15 protein-coding genes and 1 tRNA gene are annotated in these 22,281 nt (G+C 69.7%); 6 read left to right on the top strand and 10 right to left on the bottom strand.

Features of this window, described 5'->3' with window-relative positions:
• Positions 1-275 precede the first annotated feature (275 nt).
• The 3 genes from AB4Y91_RS10625 to AB4Y91_RS10635 all read right to left on the bottom strand — a co-directional run bounded on the left by AB4Y91_RS10625 (position 276) and on the right by AB4Y91_RS10635 (position 3,038).
• Positions 276-1,256 carry a ribose-phosphate diphosphokinase gene (locus tag AB4Y91_RS10625; protein WP_175322781.1) on the bottom strand — a complete coding sequence of 327 codons (981 nt, stop codon included), beginning with the start codon at positions 1,254-1,256 and terminating at the stop codon, positions 276-278.
• Positions 1,257-1,261: 5 nt separating this feature from the next.
• On the bottom strand, positions 1,262-2,752 hold the full coding sequence (gene glmU, locus AB4Y91_RS10630; RefSeq protein WP_441418447.1) for a bifunctional UDP-N-acetylglucosamine diphosphorylase/glucosamine-1-phosphate N-acetyltransferase GlmU: 1,491 nt from the start codon (positions 2,750-2,752) through the stop codon (positions 1,262-1,264).
• 214 nt (positions 2,753-2,966) lie between these two features.
• A tRNA-Gln gene (locus tag AB4Y91_RS10635) sits at positions 2,967-3,038 on the bottom strand.
• A gap of 197 nt (positions 3,039-3,235) precedes the next feature.
• Between AB4Y91_RS10635 and AB4Y91_RS10640 the strand changes: the two genes are divergently transcribed.
• A complete protein-coding gene (locus tag AB4Y91_RS10640) occupies positions 3,236-3,835 on the top strand; it encodes a TetR/AcrR family transcriptional regulator (RefSeq protein ID WP_441418565.1) in 600 nt (199 codons plus the stop codon).
• 454 nt (positions 3,836-4,289) lie between these two features.
• Here the strand turns inward: AB4Y91_RS10640 and AB4Y91_RS10645 are convergent, their stop codons facing one another.
• The 5 genes from AB4Y91_RS10645 to AB4Y91_RS10665 all read right to left on the bottom strand — a co-directional run bounded on the left by AB4Y91_RS10645 (position 4,290) and on the right by AB4Y91_RS10665 (position 10,685).
• On the bottom strand, positions 4,290-6,119 hold the full coding sequence (locus AB4Y91_RS10645) for an ABC-F family ATP-binding cassette domain-containing protein (protein WP_441418448.1): 1,830 nt from the start codon (positions 6,117-6,119) through the stop codon (positions 4,290-4,292).
• A gap of 93 nt (positions 6,120-6,212) precedes the next feature.
• Complete coding sequence (locus AB4Y91_RS10650; RefSeq protein WP_441418449.1) at positions 6,213-7,175, bottom strand: 4-(cytidine 5'-diphospho)-2-C-methyl-D-erythritol kinase; 963 nt, start codon at positions 7,173-7,175, stop codon at positions 6,213-6,215.
• A 58-nt stretch (positions 7,176-7,233) separates the two neighbouring features.
• Positions 7,234-8,142 carry a 16S rRNA (adenine(1518)-N(6)/adenine(1519)-N(6))-dimethyltransferase RsmA gene (gene rsmA / locus AB4Y91_RS10655; RefSeq protein ID WP_441418450.1) on the bottom strand — a complete coding sequence of 303 codons (909 nt, stop codon included), beginning with the start codon at positions 8,140-8,142 and terminating at the stop codon, positions 7,234-7,236.
• Positions 8,143-8,282: 140 nt separating this feature from the next.
• Positions 8,283-9,470 (bottom strand): ubiquitin-like domain-containing protein, encoded by a 1,188-nt coding sequence (locus tag AB4Y91_RS10660; RefSeq protein ID WP_441418451.1) that lies wholly within the window; start codon positions 9,468-9,470, stop codon positions 8,283-8,285.
• A 282-nt stretch (positions 9,471-9,752) separates the two neighbouring features.
• Positions 9,753-10,685: a TatD family hydrolase gene (locus AB4Y91_RS10665; protein ID WP_441418452.1), complete on the bottom strand. Its 933-nt coding sequence runs from the start codon at positions 10,683-10,685 to the stop codon at positions 9,753-9,755.
• A 159-nt stretch (positions 10,686-10,844) separates the two neighbouring features.
• Between AB4Y91_RS10665 and AB4Y91_RS10670 the strand changes: the two genes are divergently transcribed.
• From AB4Y91_RS10670 to AB4Y91_RS10680, 3 genes are read left to right on the top strand one after another with little or no spacing between them, the layout of a single operon-like run.
• Positions 10,845-11,960, top strand: a complete 1,116-nt coding sequence (locus AB4Y91_RS10670) for an AAA family ATPase (protein ID WP_441418453.1) — start codon at positions 10,845-10,847, stop codon at positions 11,958-11,960.
• Between the two features lie 15 nt (positions 11,961-11,975).
• A complete protein-coding gene (locus AB4Y91_RS10675; RefSeq protein ID WP_441418454.1) occupies positions 11,976-13,379 on the top strand; it encodes a DUF58 domain-containing protein in 1,404 nt (467 codons plus the stop codon).
• Positions 13,376-15,913: a transglutaminase TgpA family protein gene (locus tag AB4Y91_RS10680; RefSeq protein WP_441418455.1), complete on the top strand. Its 2,538-nt coding sequence runs from the start codon at positions 13,376-13,378 to the stop codon at positions 15,911-15,913. The genes AB4Y91_RS10675 and AB4Y91_RS10680 overlap by 4 nt, the downstream gene beginning before the upstream one ends.
• On the opposite strand, the gene AB4Y91_RS10685 is transcribed toward AB4Y91_RS10680, so the two are convergent.
• Together AB4Y91_RS10685 and rsmI are read right to left on the bottom strand one after the other, a co-directional pair.
• On the bottom strand, positions 15,910-17,409 hold the full coding sequence (locus AB4Y91_RS10685; RefSeq protein ID WP_441418456.1) for an NAD-dependent succinate-semialdehyde dehydrogenase: 1,500 nt from the start codon (positions 17,407-17,409) through the stop codon (positions 15,910-15,912). The two genes, AB4Y91_RS10680 and AB4Y91_RS10685, sit on opposite strands and share 4 nt — an antisense overlap.
• A gap of 199 nt (positions 17,410-17,608) precedes the next feature.
• On the bottom strand, positions 17,609-18,526 hold the full coding sequence (gene rsmI / locus AB4Y91_RS10690; RefSeq protein WP_441418457.1) for a 16S rRNA (cytidine(1402)-2'-O)-methyltransferase: 918 nt from the start codon (positions 18,524-18,526) through the stop codon (positions 17,609-17,611).
• A 67-nt stretch (positions 18,527-18,593) separates the two neighbouring features.
• Between rsmI and AB4Y91_RS10695 the strand changes: the two genes are divergently transcribed.
• The gene (locus AB4Y91_RS10695; protein WP_441418458.1) at positions 18,594-20,342 is read left to right on the top strand and encodes a dolichyl-phosphate-mannose--protein mannosyltransferase; all 1,749 of its coding nucleotides are present in this window, start codon (positions 18,594-18,596) and stop codon (positions 20,340-20,342) included.
• A gap of 62 nt (positions 20,343-20,404) precedes the next feature.
• On the top strand, positions 20,405-22,234 hold the full coding sequence (locus tag AB4Y91_RS10700) for an AMP-dependent synthetase/ligase (RefSeq protein ID WP_441418459.1): 1,830 nt from the start codon (positions 20,405-20,407) through the stop codon (positions 22,232-22,234).
• Positions 22,235-22,281 lie beyond the last annotated feature (47 nt).

The raw sequence follows: 22,281 nt of genomic DNA on the forward strand, positions 1-22,281 counted from the left end.
GAACGGTGTTCAGCAAGGGCGGAGGTCTGTCAGCGACCTTCAACGCCGGGCGGCCGGGCCGCCCTTCAGAAGGGAGATTCAGACCCAGTCGATTACGGAGACCAGCAGTACAGCCAACCGCGCACATTTTCCGTGCAAGCGGTTTACCGGTGCTCTCCCTCGCCAAGGTATCGGAACGAGTTTAGCAGTGCCGGGCCCCGTTTAGCGAAAACGGGGCCCGGCACCGGGTACCGGGTGCCCGGACGGGCACGCGGCTGGGTGTTGCTGCTTAGCCGCTAGGCGTTGCCGTCGAAGAGGCTCGTGACGGAACCATCGTCGAACACTTCGCGGATCGCGCGGGCGATCAGCGGAGCGATGGACAGCACGGTGAGCTGCGGGAAGTGCTTGCTCGGGGAGATCGGCAGGGTGTTGGTGACCACGACTTCACGGGCGCCGGATTCGGCGAGGCGCTGCGACGCCGGGTCGGAGAACACAGCGTGGGTCGCGGCGATGATGACATCCTTGGCGCCGGCGTTCTTGAGCACCTGGACGGCGCCGGAGATGGTTCCGCCGGTGTCGATCATGTCGTCGATCAGCACGCAGGTGCGGCCCTCGATCTGGCCCACGACGGTCTTGGAGACCGCCTGGTTGGGCACGGTCAGGTCACGGCTCTTGTGCACGAAGGCCAGCGGCGCGCCGCCGAGGCGTTCGGCCCACTGCTCGGCCACGCGGACGCGCCCGGTGTCCGGGGACACGACGGTGATCTTGTCCGAGCCGACGCGGGTGCGGATGTAGTCCGCGAGGAGCGGGATAGCCATCAGGTGGTCCACGGGGCCGTCGAAGAAGCCCTGGATCTGCGAGGTGTGCAGGTCCACGCTCATGATGCGGTCGGCGCCGGCGGTCTTGTACAGGTCCGCGACCAGACGGGCGGAGATCGGCTCGCGGCCGCGGCCCTTCTTGTCCTGGCGGGCGTACGGGTAGAACGGCGAGACCACGGTGATGCGCTTGGCGGAGGCCCGCTTGAGCGAATCGATCATGATCAGCTGTTCCATGAGCCAGTTGTTCAGCGGTGCCGGGTGCGCCTGGATGACAAAGGCGTCGGTGCCGCGGACGCTTTCGCCGGCCCGGACGTAGATCTCGCCGTTGGCGAAGTCGTAGGCGTCCAGGGGCAGCAGTTCGGTGCCCAGCTCCTTGGCGATCTCGCGCGCCAGCTCCGGGTGTGCCCGCCCGGCGGCGAGCACCAGCTTCTTCTCCCCGTGTGCCGTAATTTCGCTCATGTTTGCTAGCCCTCTTCTGTCGATGCCGGAGTACTGGAAGATGATGAGGTGGCGCCGGCGGCTTCCGCCAGCGCGGCGGAGATGGAGCCCGGGCGGTGCGAGAGGACCCAGCCTTCGGAGTTCCGCTGCTTGGCGATGGTCAAGGCCAGGGCTCCGGCGGGGACGTCGCTGCGGATCACGGCGCCCGCTCCGCTGTACGCACCGTCGCCCACCTGGACCGGAGCCACGAACACCGTGTTGGATCCGGTGCGGACACCGGAGCCGATGACCGTGCGGTGCTTCTTCTCGCCGTCGTAGTTGGCCGTGATGTTGCCGCAGCCGATGTTGGTGTCCTCGCCGATCTCCGCGTCGCCGGCGTAGCCGAGGTGGGAGAGTTTCGAGCCGCGGCCGATGGTGACGTTCTTGGTCTCGTAGAACGCGCCGATCTTGCCGGTCTCGCCCAGGACGGTGCCGGGGCGCAGGTAGGTGAAGGGGCCGACGCTGGCGTTGGCGCCGATGGTGGAGCCGGCCCCGTGGGTGCGGACCACCTTGGCGCCTTCGCCGATCCGCACGTCGGTCAGCGTGGTGTCCGGGCCGACGACGGCGTCGCGCGCCACGGTGGTGGAGCCGTGCAGCTGGGTGTTGGGCAGCAGGCGGACATCCTCGTCGAGGGTCACGGTGGCGTCGATCCAAGTGGTGGCCGGGTCGACGACGGTGACACCGGCGCGCATCCAGGCCTCGACGATGCGCCGGTTGTGTTCGGCGCCGAGGGCGGAGAGCTGAACGCGGTCGTTCGCGCCTTCGACCTGCCAGCGGTCCTCGGTCACGACGGCGGCGACCCGTCCCCCGGCGGCGCGGGCCAGGGAGAGGACATCGGTGAGGTACTTCTCGCCCTGGACGTTGTCCGTGGTGACGTGGACCAGGGCGTCCCGCAGCACGCCGGCGTCGAAAGCGTAGATGCCGGAGTTGACTTCGCGGATTTCGCGTTCGACGTCGCTGGCGTCCTTGTGTTCGCGGATGCCGGTCACGGTGCGGTCCACGCCGCGGAGGATGCGGCCGTAGCCGGTGGCATCGTCCAGGACGGCGGTGAGGACGGTGACGGCGTTGCCGTCCGCCTCGTGCACGGCGACCAGTTCGGAAAGCAGTTCGCCGGTGAGCAGGGGGACGTCGCCGTAGGTGACGACGACGGTTCCGCTCAGCCGGGCTTCGGGGTGGAGCGCGTCGAGGGCCTCGAGGGCGGCTTCGACGGCACGGCCGGTGCCGGGGACGTCGTCCTGGTCGACGATCAAGGCCTGCGGGTCGATTTCGGCGATGTGCGCGGCGACCTGGTCGCGTTCGTGGCGGACCACGAGGGCCAGCTCGCGGGGCCGGATGGCGCGGGCGGCGTTGAGGGCGTGGCCGACGAGGGAGCGACCGCCAATCTCGTGGAGGATCTTGGGGGTACGGGATTTCATCCGGGTACCGGCGCCTGCAGCTAGGACGATGACGGCGGCGGGGCCGGTGTTCTCGGGGCTCACGTACGGGCTCTCCTTGCTCAGTGGCCTGACTCAGTGCCGCTGTTCGGTCGATCTCGGTTGACCCGGGGCGACAGCCAGGTGGTCCACCTTGTTGCCGGCTCCGCGCGGCCGTGCCGGACCGCAATCCGGTCGCGGCATGCTCTTCATCCTACTGGACTTCCGCCGGCCCCCGCCCGCCCGGACCGGTTCCTCCGGCTGCGGGCGCCCACGACAGTTCCGCCCATAGGACTCGAACCTATACTCCACGGCTCCAAAGGCCGGGGTGCTGCCATTACACCAGAGCGGACCATGCCACGGCAGCGAGCCGGTGGCACAAGAGACAATTCTGCCACGAAGGATGTTGCTCGTGCGACACAACGCCCGGGGATGGGCACCGCTGTAAGGCATGATGGTGCTGTGAGCAACAGCGCAGGCGTGTCCGGAGGGGCGGACCACCGCACCGGCAGGCCGGTGCGGGCCTCCGGCTACATCCCCAGGTCGCGAATGACCGGGCCCCAGCGGCGCACCCAGCTGATCGGCATCGGCCGGGGACTCTTCGCCCTCCGCGGCCTCGACGGCACCACCCTCGAAGAGATTGCCGCCGCAGCCGGCGTTTCGAAGCCGGTGATTTACGAACACTTCGGCTCCAAGGAAGGCCTCTACACCCAGGTGGTGGAGCACGAATTCCGGATCCTGCTCGGCTCCATCAATGACGCGCTCTCCGAGGAGGCCAAGCCCCGCGTCCTGGTGGAGCGGGCCGCCCTGGCGCTGCTGGGCTACATCGAGGACCGGACCGACGGCTTCCGCATCCTGATGCGCGACGCCCCGCCGTCACAGCCCGAAGGCGCGTTCTCCACCCTGCTCTCGCAGGTGGCGGCACGGGTCGAGTACATCCTGGCCGACGAGTTCGCCCACCGTGGCTTCAGCGCAGCCGACGGAGCCATGTACGCCCAGATGCTGGTCGGCATGGTCGCGATGACCGGGCAGTGGTGGCAGGACAGCCGGACCCCGGACAAACGCGAAGTCGCCGCGCACCTGGTCAACCTCGCCTGGAACGGCCTCACCGGCCTGCAAAAGGACCCGGGACTCCGCAGCGAGGACTGAGCAACCCCGCCCAATGGTTGGTTGCCCAGCGGTCACTTACGCGGCGCAGCGGCCCTGAGCCCGGAACGGGAGCCACAAGCAATCCTCCGTGTGCCCACCCGCGGGACATGCCCGTCCCTGCTCGCGGGCCGAGGGACATGCCCGGCGGCCCCGCTTCACGCCCACCCGAGGGACATGCCCGTCCCTGCTCGCGGACAATGGACATATCACCAATATGCCCATTCCCGGGGCCGAACGACGGACATGTCCGTGAGTCCTGCAGGGTTGGAGCGGGCATGCCCATTCCCGGGCCCGAACGACGGACATGTCCGTGAGTCCTGCAGGGTTGGAGCGGGCATGCCCATTCCCGGGCCCGAACGACGGACATGTCCGTGAGTCCTGCAGGGCTGCAGCGGGCATGCCCATTCCTGACCCTGCACACGGAACATGTCCGGAGAAGACTCCGCCTTGGGCTTTACTCGCCGAGGACCTCGAGGGCTTCGAGCCATTCGAGTTCGAGGGCCTCGCGTTCGGCGGAGAGCTGCTGCAGCTTCGCGTTCAGGCCAGCCAGCTCGTCGAACTTGGAGGCGTCACCGGCGCCGGCGGTCATCTGGGCGTGGATCTTGTCTTCCTGCTGCTTGAGTTTGCCCAGCTGCCGGTCGATCCGGTTCTTGGCCTTGCGGGCGTCGCGCTTTTCGGCTTCGGACGGTCCGGTGGCAGCCGGGGCCGCAGCGGCGCTGGAGGAGGTGACCGGGTTGCCGCCGCCGGTGATGGTGGAGCCTGCCAGCGCAGCCTCGCGCAGTTCCAAGTACTGGTCCACGCCGCGCGGCAGGGCGCGGATCTTGCCGTCACCGAGCAGGGCCATCTGGTGGTCCGTGACGCGTTCCAGCAGATAGCGGTCGTGGCTGACCACCACGAGCGTGCCCGGCCAGCCGTCCAGCACGTCCTCGACGGCGGCGAGGGTGTCCGTGTCGAGGTCGTTGGTGGGCTCATCAAGCATCAGGACGTTCGGCTCCCCCACCAGCAGGCGCAGGAGCTGGAGGCGGCGGCGTTCGCCACCGGAGAGGTCCTTGACCGGGGTCCACTGCTTCTCGTTCGTGAAGCCGAGCTGCTCCACGAGCTGCCCGGCGGTGAACTCCTTGCCGCCGACGTTGAACGATCGCTTCTCGCGCTCGATCACTTCGATGACGCGCAGGTCCTTGACGTCGTCGAGCTCCTTGACCTCCTGGGTCAGGACCGCGGTGACCACGGTCTTGCCGCGCTTGACCTTCCCGGAGGTGGGCTGGATTTCGCCGTTGAGGAGCTTCAGCAGGGTGGTTTTGCCGGCACCGTTGACCCCCACGAGTCCCAGCCGCTCGCCCGGCGCGAGCCGCAGCGTGATGTTGTCGAAGAGCTTCTGCCCGGGCTCGCCGCCGAGGAAGTCGAGGGAGACGTTCTCGAGGTCCAGGACGTCCTTGCCGAGCCGGGCGGTGGCCATCTTGCTCAGGGCCGTCGAGTCGCGTGGCTCCGGGACATCCGCAATCAGGGCGTTGGCTGCCTCGATCCGGAACTTGGGCTTCGCGGTGCGGGCGGGGGCGCCGCGCCGGAGCCAGGCTAGTTCCTTCTTGACGAGCTGCTGGCGTTTGCCCTCCGTCACGGAGGCAGCCCGGTCACGCTCGGCGCGGGCCAGCACGTAGGCGGCGTAACCGCCGTCGAACGGGTCCATGATGCCGTCGTGGATTTCCCAGGTCTTGTTGCAGACTTCGTCGAGGAACCAGCGGTCGTGGGTGACCACGAGGAACGCACCCTGGTTGGGCCGCCAGCGGGTCTTCAGGTGCCGTGACAGCCACGCGACGCCCTCGACGTCGAGGTGGTTGGTGGGCTCGTCGAGCATGATGACATCGTGGTCCTCGATCAGCAGCTTGGCCAGCGCCACACGGCGCTTCTGCCCGCCGGAGAGCGCGTGCACGTTGGCGTGCCAGTCGACGTCGGACACGAGTCCGCCCATGATTTCGCGGATCTGCGGGTTGCGGGCCCATTCGTAGTCGGCCTGGTCCCCGACGATCGCGGCGCCGACGGTGAGGTCGCCGTCGAGCACGTCGCTCTGGTCCAGGTAGCCGATGTTGACCTCGCTGCGCTTGGTCACCCGGCCGGAGTCGGGGGTGGCACGCATGGCCAGCAGCCGCATCAACGTCGACTTGCCGTCGCCGTTGCGGCCCACCATGCCGATCCGGTCGCCCTCTTCAAGGCCGAGGGTGATGCCATCGAGGACGGTACGGGTTGCGTACGAGACCGTGAGGTTCTCGCCGCCGAGCAGGTGTGCCACTGGGAACTGCTTTCCTAGATGAAATGGTCGAGCTAAAGACGCTGCTTAGCTGACGCAGCTCTGACGTATATGACGTATATACGGTCAAAGCTACTAAAGGAGCGTATCGGAAATGATCCGGGCGCCGTGCACCGGGCCGTGGACCGCCAGGGCGTCGAGGCCGTGGTGGCGCAGGTCTTCGGCGAGTCCCTCGGCCGCGGCCGGGCTGTGCGCCAGCAGCGCCACCGTGGGGCCGGAGCCGGAGACGATTCCCGCGATCGCGCCGCAGGATTCGCCCAGCCCCAGGACGTCGCGGAGCCCGGGTGCCAGCTCGATCGAGGCGCGCTGCAGATCGTTGACCAAGACCCGGCTGAGCGCATCGGCGTCGCCGCTGCGGAGCGCGGCGAGGACGCGGGGATCGACGGCGGTGGGCTCCTCGACTTCCACCCCTTCGTCCGCGCGCAGCCGGTCCAGGGTTTTATAGACCGCGGGGGTAGGCAGACCGAAATCCGCGGTGACGAGCACCCAGTCCGTCTGAGCCTTCACCAGCGCCGGGGAGAGCTCGTCGCCCAGGCCCAGTCCGACGGCAGTCCCTCCCAGCAGGGAGAACGGCACGTCGGCCCCCAGCTCGGCAGCGAGGTGGGCCAGTTCGTCCCGGGAGAGCCCGCTGTTCCACAGCGCGTCGCAGGCCAGCAGGGTGGCCGCGGCGTCGGCCGAGCCGCCGCCCATGCCCCCGGCGACCGGAACCCGCTTGATGATTTCGAGGTGCACGCCGGTGGAGTGCTCCGAGACATCGGCCATGATGGCCGCGGCCTTGTACGCAAGGTTGCGTTCGTCGAGCGGGATGTCGACGCCGTCCAGGTCAAGGGTGCTGGCCGGGCTGATGCTGACCGTTATCTCGCCGGTGTCCGTGCTGGTGGCGGCGACCTCTTCATACAGGGATACGGCAAGGTAGACGCTTGCCACCGAGTGGTAGCCGTCCGGGCGTAGCGGTCCGACATCCAGTGAGACGTTCACCTTGCCGGGTGCCTTGACCCGGACAGTCCTGGCGGCAAAGCGCCCTCTCACTGCGTTCATGGCTCCACGCTATGGCATGGCAGGCTGAGGCTCCAAGCAGAACCGTCGGCCGTGGCGCTCAGGTGCCGGGCCGGGCGTGTGCTTCGGCGATGCGGGCGAAGGCGGTGATATCGAGCACTTCGCCCCGGGCGGTGGGGTCGACGCCGGCGGCCCGGAGACAGCGTTCGGCTTCGGCGGCGCTTCCGGCCCAGCCCGCCAGAGCGGCCCGGAGGGTCTTGCGCCGCTGGGCGAAGGCCGCATCGATGACGGCGAAGACCTCTTCCCGGGTGGCGGAGGTTGCCGGCGGGTCCCGCCGGGTGAAGGCGACGAGCCCGGAATGGATCTTGGGCGCCGGCCAGAAGACGTTCATCCCGATCACACCGGCCTTGCGCATGCCGCTGTACCAGGCTGCCTTGACCGAGGGGACGCCGTAGGTCTTGGAACCCGGGCCGGCGGCGAGCCGGTCGGCCACCTCGTCCTGGACCATGACCAGGCCGTGCCGCAGGCTCGGGAAATGCTGCAGCAGGTGCAGCACGACGGGGACGGCCACGTTGTAGGGAAGATTGGCGACCAGCGCCGTGGGCTGCACCGGCAGCTCGGTCACCTTCATCGCGTCGGCGAGGACCAGGTGGAAATTTTCGACGGCGCCGGGGCGCCAGCGTGCCACGGTGTCGGGCAGTTTGGCGGCGAGGACCGGGTCGATTTCGACGGCGACGACCGAGGTGGCGGCGTCCAGCAGGCCCAAGGTCAGCGAGCCGAGGCCCGGGCCGACTTCCAGCACGGTCTCGTCCGCGCTGATCTCCGCCGCGGCGACGATGCGCCGGATGGTGTTGCCGTCGATGACGAAGTTCTGGCCCAAGGTCTTGGTGGGACGGACCCCGATTTCCTCGGCCAGCCTGCGGATGTCGGAGGCGCCCAGGAGCTGCGCTGGGGCACCGGCGGTCGCCGCGGAGCGCTCGACGGGGGCGGAGGGGGTCGGTTCAGTCACCTAGGTATCCTATCCCGCGGCGGCAACGGCGAAGGCCGGTCCCGGGATCCGGGACCGGCCTTCGAAGGTGCGCCGCGGCGGTGGTCAGCCGATGCGGCAACCGTGGTTGCCTGACCGGCCACGCGGGCCGGAATGGGGTGTCAGCTGGAGGCCGCCCAGCCGCAGCCCCACGGGGACAGTCCGCGCTCAGCGTAGACGCGGTTGGCAATGGCAATCTGCTGGGCCTTGCTGGCCTGGCTGGCGTTGGGGGCATACGCGCCGCCGCCGGCACCGAGCCAGGTCTGGACGTCGAACTGGAGCCCGCCGTAGTAGCCGTTGCCGGAGTTGATGGACCAGTTGCCGCCGGACTCGCACTGCGCGATCTTGTCCCACATGCCCACGTTCATCATCGCCGGGGCCGCGGCGCCGGTGTTTGCGGCGGCCGGGGCGGCAGCCTCCACCTTGGGCTTCTCCTTGGTGCCGATGCTGACCTTTTCGGTGACCGGCTCGCGCGTGACCTTCTGGGCCACGAGCGTCCGGGAGGCGATACGGCCGTCCACGAGGACCAGCTTGAAGCTCTTGCTCATGCTGCCGGCCACACCGGCCTGGATGACCTTCTGCTCGCCCTTCGGCAGCGCCGCGTCCTCGGCGGTCAGCGTCTCGAAGGGTACGGCTTCGGTGGTGGCCGCGGTCTTGGACGTGTCAACGCGGGAGACCTTGACCACCATGTTGTTGACGACCGGCGCGTTTCCGGGCTGCGAGGTGCGGTCGCTGGCGCCGAGCTTGACGCCGGCGTCGGCGAGGACGCCGCCGACGGTCGCCGCCGTCGTCATGGTCTTGGTGGCCTTGCCGTCGGCCACGAGGGTCACGGCCTTCGGCGTGGAGATACTGACGAAGGAACCGGAAACGGCCAGCTGCGCGTCCTTCGGAACGGAGATCTTCGAGGCGGAGGCGACGCCGAGTTCCGTCACGAGCCCTTCGACGGTGGGCGCGGTGGTGGTGATGGTCCGCTCGGCGCCGTCCACGCTGACCTTCACGGCCTTGGCGAGGTTGACGTTGATGACGGATCCGTCCTGCACATGGGATTCAGCCGAAGGCGACACCTTGTCGGCGGCCTGCAGCTCGACCTTGGCGCCGCGGACCACTTGACCGACGGTGCCGCCGAAGGTCTGCACGGAGCTCACTCGTCCGTCGACGTTGAGGGTGACCGTCTTGTTGTTGCCAACGAAGGCGACCAGGCCGAGCACGAGTGCCACGAGCACCACGAGTTGCGCGCCGACCTTGACGAAGCTGAACTTGCCGTCCGATGTGAAGAACTTGACCACGATTGCCCATATCTTTTGGACCATCCGGGCACGGGGAAAAGCGCACACGTTTCCCCGGCGCAAACACCCCCAAGGGCAGCTCCGGAGCAGCTCCGGATATTTGCGGAAAACGCGGGCACCGCCACACTCCCAAACGAGAGCGCACACGTGGATCCTTTGCCACAATGCGCGCCCTGAGGTAGTGAAATTCTCCGAAGGCCTTCCCCGACCCCGGCTAATAGTTGTCCACTGTAACCGTAGCGTTATAAACCAACCAAGATTTTGTGCATACCCGGTATGTTGCCAGAGTGACGGCGGGTGCTGCCTTTAGTCCCAGGATCCGTATGCCTGCAGGGTATTTTCGGCCAACCGCGTGCACAGCGCGGAGAGCTCGCGGCCTGTCAATTCCGCCATCGCCCGAACCGTGTAAGGAATCATGTAGCTGGCGTTCGGCCTCCCCCGGTGCGGGTGCGGAGTGAGGAACGGGGCGTCGGTTTCGACAAGGATGCGTCCGGGCTCGGCGATGGCCAGGGCCGCGCGCAGGTTCGCCGCGTTCTTGAAGGTCACCGTCCCGGCGAACGACATGTACCAGCCCTCGGCGTTGCAGGTCCGGGCGAGCTCCTCGCCGCCGGAGAAGCAGTGGAAAACCACCCGTTCCGGAGCGCCCTCCTCCCGGAGCACCTGTACGACGTCGTCATGGGCGTCGCGGTCGTGGATCTGCAGAGTCAGGCCAAGCCGCTTGGCGATATCGATGTGGCGGCGGAAGGAGTACCGCTGCTGGGCGAGCCCCTCCCCCTCGGTGCGGAAGAAATCAAGGCCGGTCTCGCCGATGGCACGGATCCGCGGGTGGGAGGCCAGCGCCTCGATTTCCGCCAGCGCCTCCTCCAGTTCGCCGCGGGCCGCGTAGGCCGGGGCGTCGTTGGGGTGCAGCGCGACGGCGCCAAGCAGCCGCGAGTCCTCCTCCACCGCCTGCACGGTGAAGCGGGATGACTCAAGGTCGCAGCCCACCTGCACGGCGCCCCGGACCCCCACGGCCTCGGCGGCGTCGAGGGCATCTTTGATGCTGACTGCCGGGCCCCCGTTGGCAAAATCGGCATCCGGGAAGTCCAGGTGGGTGTGGTTGTCCATCACCGGGACGGGCAGCGGTTCCGGCGCCGGCGGATACGGCTTCCGGCCGGACGGGGCAGTTCCGGACGGGCCGGCGCCGCGTCCGTCGCTGCCGGTCTCGCGGAAGGGTGCGGGGATCAGCGGATTGCACATCCTTCCAGCCTAGCTGCGGGCCGGGCGGAGAATTACCCGGAACTCTCTGTCTGCTTTGTCAGTTGTGTTAGTACGCTGATACCAAGACAGGCGTGCAGCAGTGGGGGCCCGGCCTTCCCGCCGCTCCGCCCGGACCGCACCAGGGCTGAAAGGCTGCCGATGGACTACCACCGACGTACCTCCGTTGACGAAGCGCTGCCGGAGCCGCAGGGCCTCCCGGCGCGAGCCGGCGTTACGCCGGCGCCGATGGAGGCCGCGGCATTCCACGCCGCCAGCGAGCGCATCCTGCGGGCCATCAACACGGTGATCGACGGCAAGGCCGAAGCCGCCAAGCTGGCGCTGACTGTGCTCCTCGCCCAGGGCCACCTGCTCCTCGAGGACGTTCCCGGCGTGGGCAAGACGCTGCTGGCCAAGACCCTCGCCCGGACCATCGACTGTTCCGTCAGCCGGATCCAGTTCACCCCGGATCTGCTGCCCTCCGATGTCACGGGCGTGTCCATCTATAACCAGGCCTCCCGGATGTTCGAGTTCCGCCCCGGCGCGGTGTTCGCCAATATCGTGATCGGCGACGAGATCAACCGCGCCTCCGCCAAGACCCAGTCCGCGCTGTTGGAGTGCATGGAGGAGCACCAGGTCACGGTGGACGGGAAATCCTACAAACTGGACGAACCCTTCATGGTGGTGGCGACGCAGAACCCGATCGAGATGGAAGGCACCTATCCGCTGCCGGAAGCGCAGCGCGACCGCTTCATGGCCCGAATCTCGATGGGCTATCCGGACCGCGACGCCGAGATGGAGATGCTGGAGACCCACCAGGCTACGTCCCCGCTGACCAAGGTGACGGCCGTGGTAACCGCGGACGAGGTGGCGTCAATGATCGCCACCGTCCAGCAGGTCTATGTATCCCGCCCGATCAAGGAATACACGGTGGCCCTGGGCCGCGCCACGAGGGAGAGCGCCATGCTCCGGCTTGGCGCGAGCCCCCGGTCCATGCTGCAGCTGCTGCGTGCTGCGAAGGCCACCGCCGCACTGGAGGGCCGGGACTTCGTGCTGCCCGACGACGTCGTGAGCGTGGCGGAATCGGTGCTGGCCCACCGGATCATCCTGGACCGCAAGGCCGCCAGCACCGGAGAGACGCCGCAGAGCGTCATCCGGTCCATCCTCGCGCGGGTGCCGGTCGGGCAGGAAACGGCGCCAGCGCAGGCCCGGACCCGCACCGACGGCGACGGCGGCCGTTCCGCCGCGCGGCCGTCGGCCCTCCCCACCGGCCGCTAGGGGGCTGAGGCGGCCGTGGCGGTGCTGGACCGGTTCCCTAGGCACATCTTCAGCTCGCGCGGCTGGGGCCTGTTGGGAGCGGGCGTCCTGTCCCTGCTGGCCGCTCAAATACTGGGCCGCCGCGACCTGCTGGCGCTGGCGCTCCTGTTGCTGGTCCTCCCGCTGCTGTCCCTTGCCGGCACGCGCGTGCTGAAACCCCGGTTCCGGGTCTACCGCGAGTTCAACCCATCCCCGGTGGAAACCTCCGCGACGACCACCGTCCGGCTGGCGGTGGCCCGCGCCGGTCCGGGCAACGGCCTGGCCCTGATGGAGGAGCAGCTGCCGTCCCGGTTCGGGCAGTCCCCGGTGTTCCGCTTCCCGGCGCGGACCGCCGTCGCGGGAACCAGCCGCTACGAATACCAGCTTCGGAGCGCGAAACGCGGCCAGTTCCTGATCGGGCCGGTCACGGCCGAATTCAGCGACCCTTTCGGGCTCTCCGTGCACCGCCACGCGATCGACGCCGGCGACGTCCTCACGGTGACCCCCGCCGCCGTCGAGCTCCCCGCGACCGGGCTCGCGGGCGCACGCGGCCACGACGGCGTCACCGCGACGCGGATCCGCGCGAACCCCAGCGACGACGACGTCATGACCCGCGAGTACCGGCACGGCGATCCGATGCGACGCGTGCACTGGGCGGCGACCGCCCGGCACGGCTCCCTCATGGTGCGGCAGGAGGAATCGGTCACGACTCCGGAAGCCACGATCATCCTGGACCAGCGCTTCCAGGCCTACGCGCAGGGCGCAGGCTATGTTTCCGGCGGCGCGGCCGCGGACGGGCATGAACTGGTCACCAGCGACGCCTTCGAATGGGCCGTCACGGCCGCGATGTCCATCAGCACCCACCTTGGCGAGCGCAACTACGCGCTGCGCTGCCTGGACCCGGCCGGGGATCCAGCCTTCCTGAATTCGCCGTCGGCGCCGGAGCCGGAGGCCGACGAGTACGCCGGGACCGGTGGCCTGCAGTCCATTGCGGAGAGCCTGGCCGCCATCGCGCTCAGCGGTCCGCGCCACGGCGCAGCCGACGCCGGGCCGCAGCCTTTCGACGACCGGCTGATGGACAAGCTCTCCGCGCACCGCCTGCGGGGGCCGATCCTGGCGATCCTGGGCCGTCTCTCGCCGGCGGAGGCGCGCGCGCTGGCCCCGGCGGCGGGGTTCGGCGCGAATGCCTTCGCCCTCCTGGTCACGGACCGCGCGGCTGACACCGGGCCGGTCCTGGAGATCCTGCGCCGCGGCGGCTGGCGCGCCGTCGCCGTCTCCGCGGCTACCCCGCTGCCGGCCGCCTGGTCCGCCTTCGACCAGGACGGCGCCGCCGGGCTTCCGCCGGCCGCAGGATCAGCGGCGGCCGACGGAGCCCGGCCCGTCGCGGGAGGCCGGCGATGACCCTGACCCCGCAGCGCAACAGGGTCCCGGGACCGTCCGCGGCCGAGCCCGGACGGCCCTCCGTCCCGGTGCCGGGCGCGGCCGCCGGGCCGAAGGGTGCCGGTGTCGAGCCCTGGGCAATGGGGCTCGCCGTCGCGGTGGCCGTCGCCGGCGCGGCGCTGGGGCTCAACGGCGTGCTGCGCGGCTGGGCCTGGTACCCGGCGGTGCTCACCACGGTTTTCACCGTCGCGCTGGCGATGGCGGGGCTCCGGGCCCTGCGGCTGCACGGCGTCCTGGTCGGCGCGGGAGGCTTCGTGGTGCTGGCCCTGGTCCTCACCTTCACCTTCTTCCGCCAGCACAGCATCGCCGGATTCATTCCGTCCGGCGACACCATGGCCCAGCTGCAGCGGTACCTGCGGCGGGCCAGCGAGACCGTGCTCGCCGAGAGCTCACCGGTGGCGCCCAACGCCGGCATCGTCCTGCTGATCTGCGGGGTGCTCGGCCTGGTGGTGGTCCTGGTCGACGCCCTCGCCGTCCCGCTCGCGCTGCCGGCGACCAGCGGGCTCGGGATCCTGGCCATCCTGGTGGTTCCGGCCATGGTGAAACCGCAGAGCGTCGGCTGGCTGGGCTTCACCGGCGCCGCGGCGGGCTACCTCATGATCTTGGCCAGCAGCCACTGGTTCCACCCCAACTCCCGGACCCGGGCGGACACGGCGCGCAATCCCGGCCAGCTCAAACGCGCTTCCCTGACCGGGGCGGTGGCGCTGGTCCTGACGCTGCTGTTCCAGCTGGCCATCCCGGGCTTCGACCAGGGCATCTTTCCGCAGGGATCCCGGCTGAATCCCTGGGGATCCGCGAGCGGATTGAACCCTATGATCAGCCTCGGCAACAGCCTGCGCAGCCCCACCGGCGACGGACGGATTACCTACGCCACCAACGCCTCGCAGGCGCCGTACCTGCGCTCCGTCACCGTGGACAGCTTCGACGGCGATGCGTGGGCGCCGGACGACCGTGACGCCAGCCGGCAGCCGGGCACCGGAAGAATGGACCCGGGGCCCGCCCCCAGCGTGGAAGAACAGGTCCGGGTGGTCACGGCCGTCAACACGGGCCAGTTCACGAGCCCGTACCTGCCCGCCCCCTACGCGCCCGAGTCGGTGAACGGCCTGACCGGCCGGTGGAGCTGGGATCCGGCCACGCTGAGCATCAAGGGCCTGGACACCAACTCGCGCAACCAGCAGTACGTTGTGGCGTCGGTGGCGCCGAAGCTCACCCGGGCCGTGCTGGCTGACTCCCCGGACAGGGCGCAGGCGGTGCCGGACACCTTCACCCGGGTCCCCGCCAACGTCCCCCAGATCGTGCGGCAGACCGCGGACACGGTCACGGCGGGAAGCCGCGGCAACTACGCCAAGGCCATGGCGATCCAGCAGTACCTGCGTTCCGCGGAGTTCAGCTACTCGCTCCAGTCCCCCGTCCAGGGTGGCTACGACGGCAACGGGTTGTCCGTGCTGGCGGACTTCCTGGCCCAGAAGAGCGGCTACTGCATCCACTTCTCCTCGGCGATGGCCGTGATGGCGCGGCTGGAGGGGATCCCGAGCCGGGTCGCCGTCGGCTACGCTCCCGGACGCGCCACCGGGTCCACCGTGACGATCCCGGGCCTGGGGGCGCTGCCCGAGTATGAGGTGGACGCCCGTGACGCGCATGCCTGGCCCGAACTGTACTTCCAGGGCGTCGGCTGGGTGGCCTTCGAGCCGACGCCCTCGCGCGGCGTGGTGCCGGGCTACGCCACCGAGCCGGCGGCGCGCAGCGGCGCCAGCACCAACGAGAACAACGATGGCCTGATCCCCGAGGATGACCTCAAACCCACGGCGGCCCCTGCGCCCGCACCGTTGCCGTTGCCCGCAACCGCGGGCGGGGACGGGTCCGGCAGCAGCTTGGTCCCCCTGTTGTACGGCTCCGGCGGGCTGCTGCTGGTGCTCCTGCTGCTGTCGGCCCCGGCGCTGGCGCGCGGCGGCGTCCGGCGGCGGCGGCTCAAGGCCTCCGGCTTGTCGGGGGCAGCCGCCCCGGCCTGGGCGGAGCTGCGGGACCTGGCCACGGACTTCGGGATCCCGCCGCGCAGCAGCGAAACGCCGCGGCATTTTTCCGCCCGGCTGCGCGGTTCAGCGGCGCTCGGCGAGCCGGGCGGCGTGGACGCCCCGGCCCACGCTGCCGTGGCCTCCCTGAGCGCCGACTTTGAACGGCAGCGCTACGGCCGCCCCGGCCCGGACTCCCCGGCGGGCAACTCCCGGCCGGACTCCCGGCCGGACTCCCTGCCGGGCTCCCTGCCGGACTCTCCCGCGGACAGGGTCGAACAGGTCCGGGACGCATTGCGCGCCCACGCTTCGTGGTGGACCCGTTGGCGCGCCATCTGGCTGCCGCCGTCGCTCACGGCCGGCTGGCGGCGCCGGGCATGGACACCGCTGCGGGCCGTTTCGGTCCCGGCCAGGGCAGCCGGACGCGGCGCCGCGGAATCCTGGTCCAGGGTCCGCGACGCCGCCCGCAGGCTTCGCCGAAGCTAGCCGGCGTAGGGGTCGGCGATGCCGATGTACTGCGTGTAGAGGTATTCCTCGATGCCTTCGAGGCCGCCCTCGCGGCCCAGGCCGGACTGCTTGACTCCGCCGAACGGTGCTGCCGCGTTGGACACGACGCCGGCGTTCAGGCCCAGCATGCCGGTTTCGAGGCGTTCGCCCATCCGGATGCCCCGGTTGAGGTCCTTGGTGAAGACGTACGCCACCAGGCCGTATTCGGTGTTGTTCGCGAGCCGGACGGCCTCGTCCTCGGTGTCGAAGGTGATGATCGGGGCGACGGGTCCGAAGATCTCCTCGGACAGGATCCGGGTGCCCTCGGTGACGCCCTTGAGGATCGTGGGCTGGTAGAAGTAGCCCGGACCCTCGACGGCGGCGCCGCCCAGCACTGTCACAGCGCCGGCGTTCACCGCGTCCGTGACGAGCTCGTGGACCTTGTCGCGGCTCTTCGCGTCGATCAGCGGGCCGACCTTGGAGTCCGCCTCGGTGCCCCGGGCCGTGGTCATGTCCTTCATCTTCGCGGCGAACTTCTCCGCGAACTCGTCGGCCACGGACTCGTGCACGATGAAGCGGTTCGCCGCGGTGCAGGCCTCGCCCATGTTCCGCAGCTTCGCCAGCATTGCTCCGGCTACCGCGGCGTCGACGTCGGCGTCCTCAAACACCACGAACGGGGCGTTGCCGCCGAGTTCCATCGAGGTCCGCAGCACCGTCTCGGAGGCGTCCGCGAGCAGCCGGCGGCCCACCTCGGTGGAGCCGGTGAAGGAAAGCTTACGGAGCCGGGAATCCTTGATCAGCGGGCCGGTCGTGGCGCCCGCGGTGGAGGTCGGGATCACGTTCAGCACGCCCGCGGGCAGGCCGGCTTCCAGCATGACGGCAGCAAAGAGCTGCGAGGTCAGCGGCGTGAGGTTCGCGGACTTGAGCACCATGGTGCAGCCGGCGGCGACGGCCGGGGCGATCTTGCGGGTGGCCATGGCCAGCGGGAAGTTCCACGGCGTGATCAGCAGGCACGGCCCCACCGGCTTCTTGGTCACCAGGAGCCGGGACTTGCCGTCCGGGGAAACCGAGTAGCGGCCAAACGCGCGGACGGCTTCCTCGGAGAACCAGCGCAGGAACTCGGCGCCGTACGTGACTTCGCCGCGGGCTTCGGCCAGCGGCTTGCCCATCTCCAGGGTCATCAGCAGCGCGAAGTCCTCGGCCCGTTCGGTGACGAGCTCGAAGGCGCGGCGCAGGATCTCACCGCGCTCCCGCGGCGGGACCTTGGCCCAGGACTCCTGCGCGGCGGCGGCCGCGTCCAGGGCGGCGGCGCCGTCCTCGGGACCGGCGTCGGCCAGGCTCAACAGCACCTTGCCGGTGGCGGGATCCTCGACGTCGAACGTCTTGCCGGACGCGGCCGGACGCCACTGTCCGTCAATCAGCAGGCCTGTCGGCACGGACGCCAGCAGTGCGGCCTCGCGCTCCGCGGTAACGGTGGGCTGGGCAGTTACAGTCACAATGACTCCCTCGTCAGCAATGGGTTCGGAAAATTTTCTGATCAGCCCCGCACCGGCTTGCGCCGCGGGCCTGGACTACTGCCACGGTACTGCCGGGCTCTCCGGGGTGTCTACGCATCTGCGCACTAGACCAAGCCGGATCTGCTGTGCAGCTGCACAACGGCGGCGCGGCCCCGCAGCCCGCGGCCGGAGCCCCGCGTCAGCGCGCGGCGAGAACGGCGGAATAGAGTTCGCGTTTGCTGACCCTGGCGTCATCGGCCACCGCGGCGACGGCCTCCTTCAGCCTGATGCCCTGGGCGATCAGCGCGTTCACGGCCGCGACCTGGTCCTCCGGCTTACCCGGCTCCCGCTCGGGCGCACCGCCCACGACGACGGCGATCTCGCCACGGACCTCGTTGGTTTCGGCCCAGCGGAGCAGTTCGCGCAGGGTCCCGCGGATGACCTCTTCGTAGGTTTTGGTGAGTTCCCGGCAGACGGCCGCGCGGCGGTCGGCGCCGAAGCGTTCGTGCAAGGCCCGGAGCATGGGCTCCAGCCGGTGCGGCGCCTCGAAGAACACCATGGTGCGACGCTCGGCGTCGAGGTCCGCGAGCCGCGAGGTCCGTTCGCCGGCCTTCCGCGGCAGGAAGCCCTCGAAACAAAAGCGGTCCGTCGGCAGCCCGGACAGGGCGAGCGCGGTCAGTACGGCGGACGGGCCCGGAACGGCGGTGACGGTGAGCCCGGCGGCGACGGCGCCTTCGACCAGGCGGAAGCCGGGGTCCGAGACCGAGGGCATGCCGGCGTCGGTCACCATGACCAGGGTCTTGCCGGAGCGGACCTGGTCCAGGAGTTCGCCGGTCTTGGCTGCCTCGTTGTGCTCGTGGTAGCTGATCACCCGGCCCGCCACGGTGATGCCGAGGCTTTGAACCAGCCGGTGCAGCCGCCGGGTGTCCTCGGCGGCGACGATGTCCGCCGTTTCCAGCAGCCCGATCAGCCGGGCGGAGGCGTCGCCGACGTTGCCGATCGGGGTGGCGGCAAGCACGATCCGGCCCGGTCCGGCGGCCGTCCCCGCTGCCGGAACGGCGTCGGCGGAGGCGGGTGCCGGGGAATTGCCTTGGGAGGTGCTTTGTTCGGGATCCACCCCATAAGCCTACTGCCGGCGGGCGCGCGGGACCGACGATCACGGCCGCGAAAGGTAGCATGGCAACGTGACGCAGACCCCCATGCGGCCTGCCGAGGCCGGTTCAGCCGAGGCCGTGCCCGCCGACGGCAGCCCGGACAGCACCCGCCACCACGCCCGGAAGCCGGACCTGCCGGGCACCGGACGCAACCTCGAGGGGCACCGCTGGATCAGCCGTCCCGGCAAGGCATTCGACGCCGAGGACCTGACAGAGCGGCTGATCGGCAACATCCGCAGCTGGCGCGACTATCCGCCCTCGCTGCGCCTGTGGTTCTGGCTCATCCCGGCCCTCACCGCGGTGCTCGGCGGAATCCTGCGCTTCGTCCGGCTGGACACCCCGCACAACCTGGTGTTCGACGAAACCTACTACGTCAAGGACGGCTACTCCCTCCTGGTCAGCGGCTACGAGCGCGCCTGGCCGGACAAGGCCAACGACTCCTTCATCGCGGGCAACCCCGGGGTACTGCTGGACAGCCCCGAGTACGTGGTCCACCCGCCGGTGGGCAAGTGGATGATCGCCGCCGGGATGTGGCTCTTCGGCCCGGAAAACCCGTTCGGGTGGCGCTTCGGGGCCGCCCTGACCGGCACCCTTTCGATCTTCCTGCTCGCCTTGATTGCGCAGAAGCTTTTCCGCTCGCTCACCCTGGGCGCCGTGGCCGGGGTGCTGCTGGCGGTGGACGGCCACCACCTGGTGATGTCCCGCACCTCGCTGCTGGACATTTTCCTGATGTTCTGGATCCTCGCGGCCTTTGGCGCGCTGTTGATGGACCGCGACGACGGCCGACGCCGGCTCGCGAAGCGGCTCGGCAGACAAGCCGCGGCCTCCGCCGAGGAGCGCCCCTCCCGGCTGCAGCTTGCGGCCGGGCCGTGGCTGGGGATCCGCTGGTGGCGGCTGGCCGCCGGTGTCTGCCTCGGTCTCGCGGTCGGCACCAAATGGTCAGCTCTGTTCTTCCTGGCCGGCTTCGGGCTGATGACGGTCCTGTGGGACCTCAGCGCGCGCCGGATCGCCGGCGTGCTTGGCTGGATCACGGGCGGCATCCTCAAGGACGGCATCGGCGCCTTCCTGAGCATCGTCCCGGTCGCGGCACTGGTCTATACGGCCACCTGGGCCGGCTGGTTCCGCTCCAGCAACGCCTATTTCCGGCACTGGGCCGAAACCAACCCCTCGGCCCAGTGGGGCTGGCTGCCCGATTCACTCCGTTCGTTGGCCCACTACCACCTCGAGGCCTACAAGTTCCATCAGGGCCTGAGCGCGGACCACCCCTACGAGGCGAGTGCCTGGAGCTGGCTGGTCCTGGGCCGGCCTACGTCGTTCTTCTATGAGTCGTCCAAGCAGGGAACGGCCGGCTGCGAGCTGCCCAGTTGCACCTCGGCCATCCTCTCGGTCGGCAACCCGCTGATCTGGTGGAGCGCGGCGGTCTGCCTCGGCATCTTGCTCTTCTGGTGGGCGGGCCGGCGCGACTGGCGCGCCGGGGCCATCCTGGCCGCCGTGGGCGCCGGCTACCTGCCGTGGTTCATGTACCCGGAACGCACCATGTTCTTCTTCTATGCGGTGTCCTTCGAGCCGTTCCTGGTGCTGGCCCTGGTGTACTGCCTGGGGCTGGTCCTGGGCCGGCGCACCGACCCGCTCTGGCGGCGCCGCTCCGGCCTCCTACTCGTCGCGCTGTTTGTCGTCGCGGCCGTGCTGCTCTCGGCGTTCTTTTACCCGGTGTGGACCGCGGAGCTGATTACGTACCAGGACTGGCGCCTGCGGATGTGGATGCCGTCCTGGATCTAGGGCAGGATTACTAGCGGAGCCCGCGTCCGCGGGGCCGCGGACCGGAACGGGAGACACGGGTTGTGAGAGAAGCTAGCACCGGACTGCTCGTCGAGCTGGATCCGGAAAGCAATGTCACGGACCTGCTGCTGGAGCAGCACGCCAAGGATCCGGTGCATGCGCTCTATGCCCGCAAGGGCCCCGCCGGCTGGACAGACATTCCGGCCCAGCAGTTCCTGGACCAGGTCACGGCCCTGGCCAAGGGGCTGATCGCCGGCGGACTTACCCCGGGCGAGACGGTCGCGGTCATGTCCGCCACCCGGTACGAATGGACCGTGGTGGACTTCGCCATCTGGTTCGCCGGCGGCGTCACCGTCCCCATCTATGAGACCTCCTCCGCCAGCCAGGTCGAGTGGATCCTGCACGACTCCGGCGCCCGCCGCGTCGTCGTCGAAAACGCGGCGAAGGCCACGCTGGTACAGGGCGTGCTGGACGGCTCGGAGCTGCTGGCGGGCCGGGTGCTCGGCGTGGTCCGGATGGACTACGCCGGCGCGGCGCCGAACCTCGCCAGCCTGGCTGCCGCCGGCACCGGCGTCAGCGACGCAGAGCTGGAGCGGCAGCGCTCGGCGGCCGGCCTCGCCGATGTGGCCTCCCTGGTCTACACTTCCGGCACCACGGGCCGGCCCAAGGGCTGCGAAATCACGCACGGCAACTTTGCCCTCGTCGCGAAGAACATCGTCCTGTTCCTGCCGGAGATCCTGCTGCAGCCCCCCACCCGGACGCTGATGTTCCTCCCGCTGGCCCACGTCCTGGCCCGCGCCGTGCAGGTGATCTGCCTCAGTGCCGGGACCACGCTGGGCCACACCTCCAATGCCAAGGAACTGCTGGAGGACCTCGGCACGTTCCAGCCGACCTTCCTGCTCGTGGTGCCCCGGATCTTTGAGAAGGTCTATGCCGGCGCCGCGCACAAAGCGGCGCTGGCCGGCAAGGACCGCCTCTTCGAGGCGGCCGCCGCCGTCGCCGTCGACTACTCAAAGGCGCTCGACGCCGCCGCCCGCGGTGAGGGCGCGGGGCCCGGCTGGCTCCTACGCGCCAAGCACGGCGTCTTCGACCGGGTGCTGTACCCGAAACTGCGGCAGGCGTTCGGCGGCCGCCTCGGCTACACCGTCTCCGGGGCCAGCCCGCTCAGTTCCCACGATGCGCACTTCTTCCGCGGCGCCGGCGTCCCCGTTCTCGAAGGCTACGGCCTGACCGAAACGACGGCGCCGTGCACGGCCAACACCCCGACGCGCACCAAAGTGGGGACCGTGGGCATCCCGGTGCCCGGCACCACCATCAGGATCGCCGACGACGGCGAGATCCTGGTCAAGGGCATCGGTGTCTTCAAGGGGTACCACGCCAACGAGGCGGCCAACGCCGAAGCGTTCGTCGACGGGTTTTTCCGCACCGGCGACCTCGGCTCCCTGGACGCCGACGGTTTCCTGACCATCACGGGGCGGAAGAAGGACCTGCTGGTCACCGCGGGCGGAAAGAACGTGGCACCCGGACCGCTGGAGGAAAAGATCCGCGAGCACCAGCTGGTGGCGCAGGCAGTGGTGGTCGGTGACGGGCGGCCGTTTGTGTCAGCCCTGGTCAACCTGGACCCGGAGGGCCTGGAGAACTGGTGTGCCGCGCAGCGCATCCCCGTCATGGGCGCCACGGAGGCGGCGGCCAACGACCAGGTCCGGGCCGCCATCCAGGCCGCCGTCGACGACGCCAACGCCTTGGTGTCCAAGGCGGAGTCGATCCGCACCTTCGTGGTGCTGGACGCCGATTTCACGGTCGAGTCCGGGCACCTCACGCCGTCACTGAAGCTCAAGCGCTCCGCCGTTGTGCGTGATTTCCAGGCCCACATCGACCGGATCTACGGCTAGGGACGCGGCGCCCGGCAGCGGCGCACGCAAAAGCGGCCGGCACTCTC

It is taken from the genome of Arthrobacter sp. YAF16 (assembly GCF_052113385.1).
Lineage (GTDB): Bacteria > Actinomycetota > Actinomycetes > Actinomycetales > Micrococcaceae > Arthrobacter.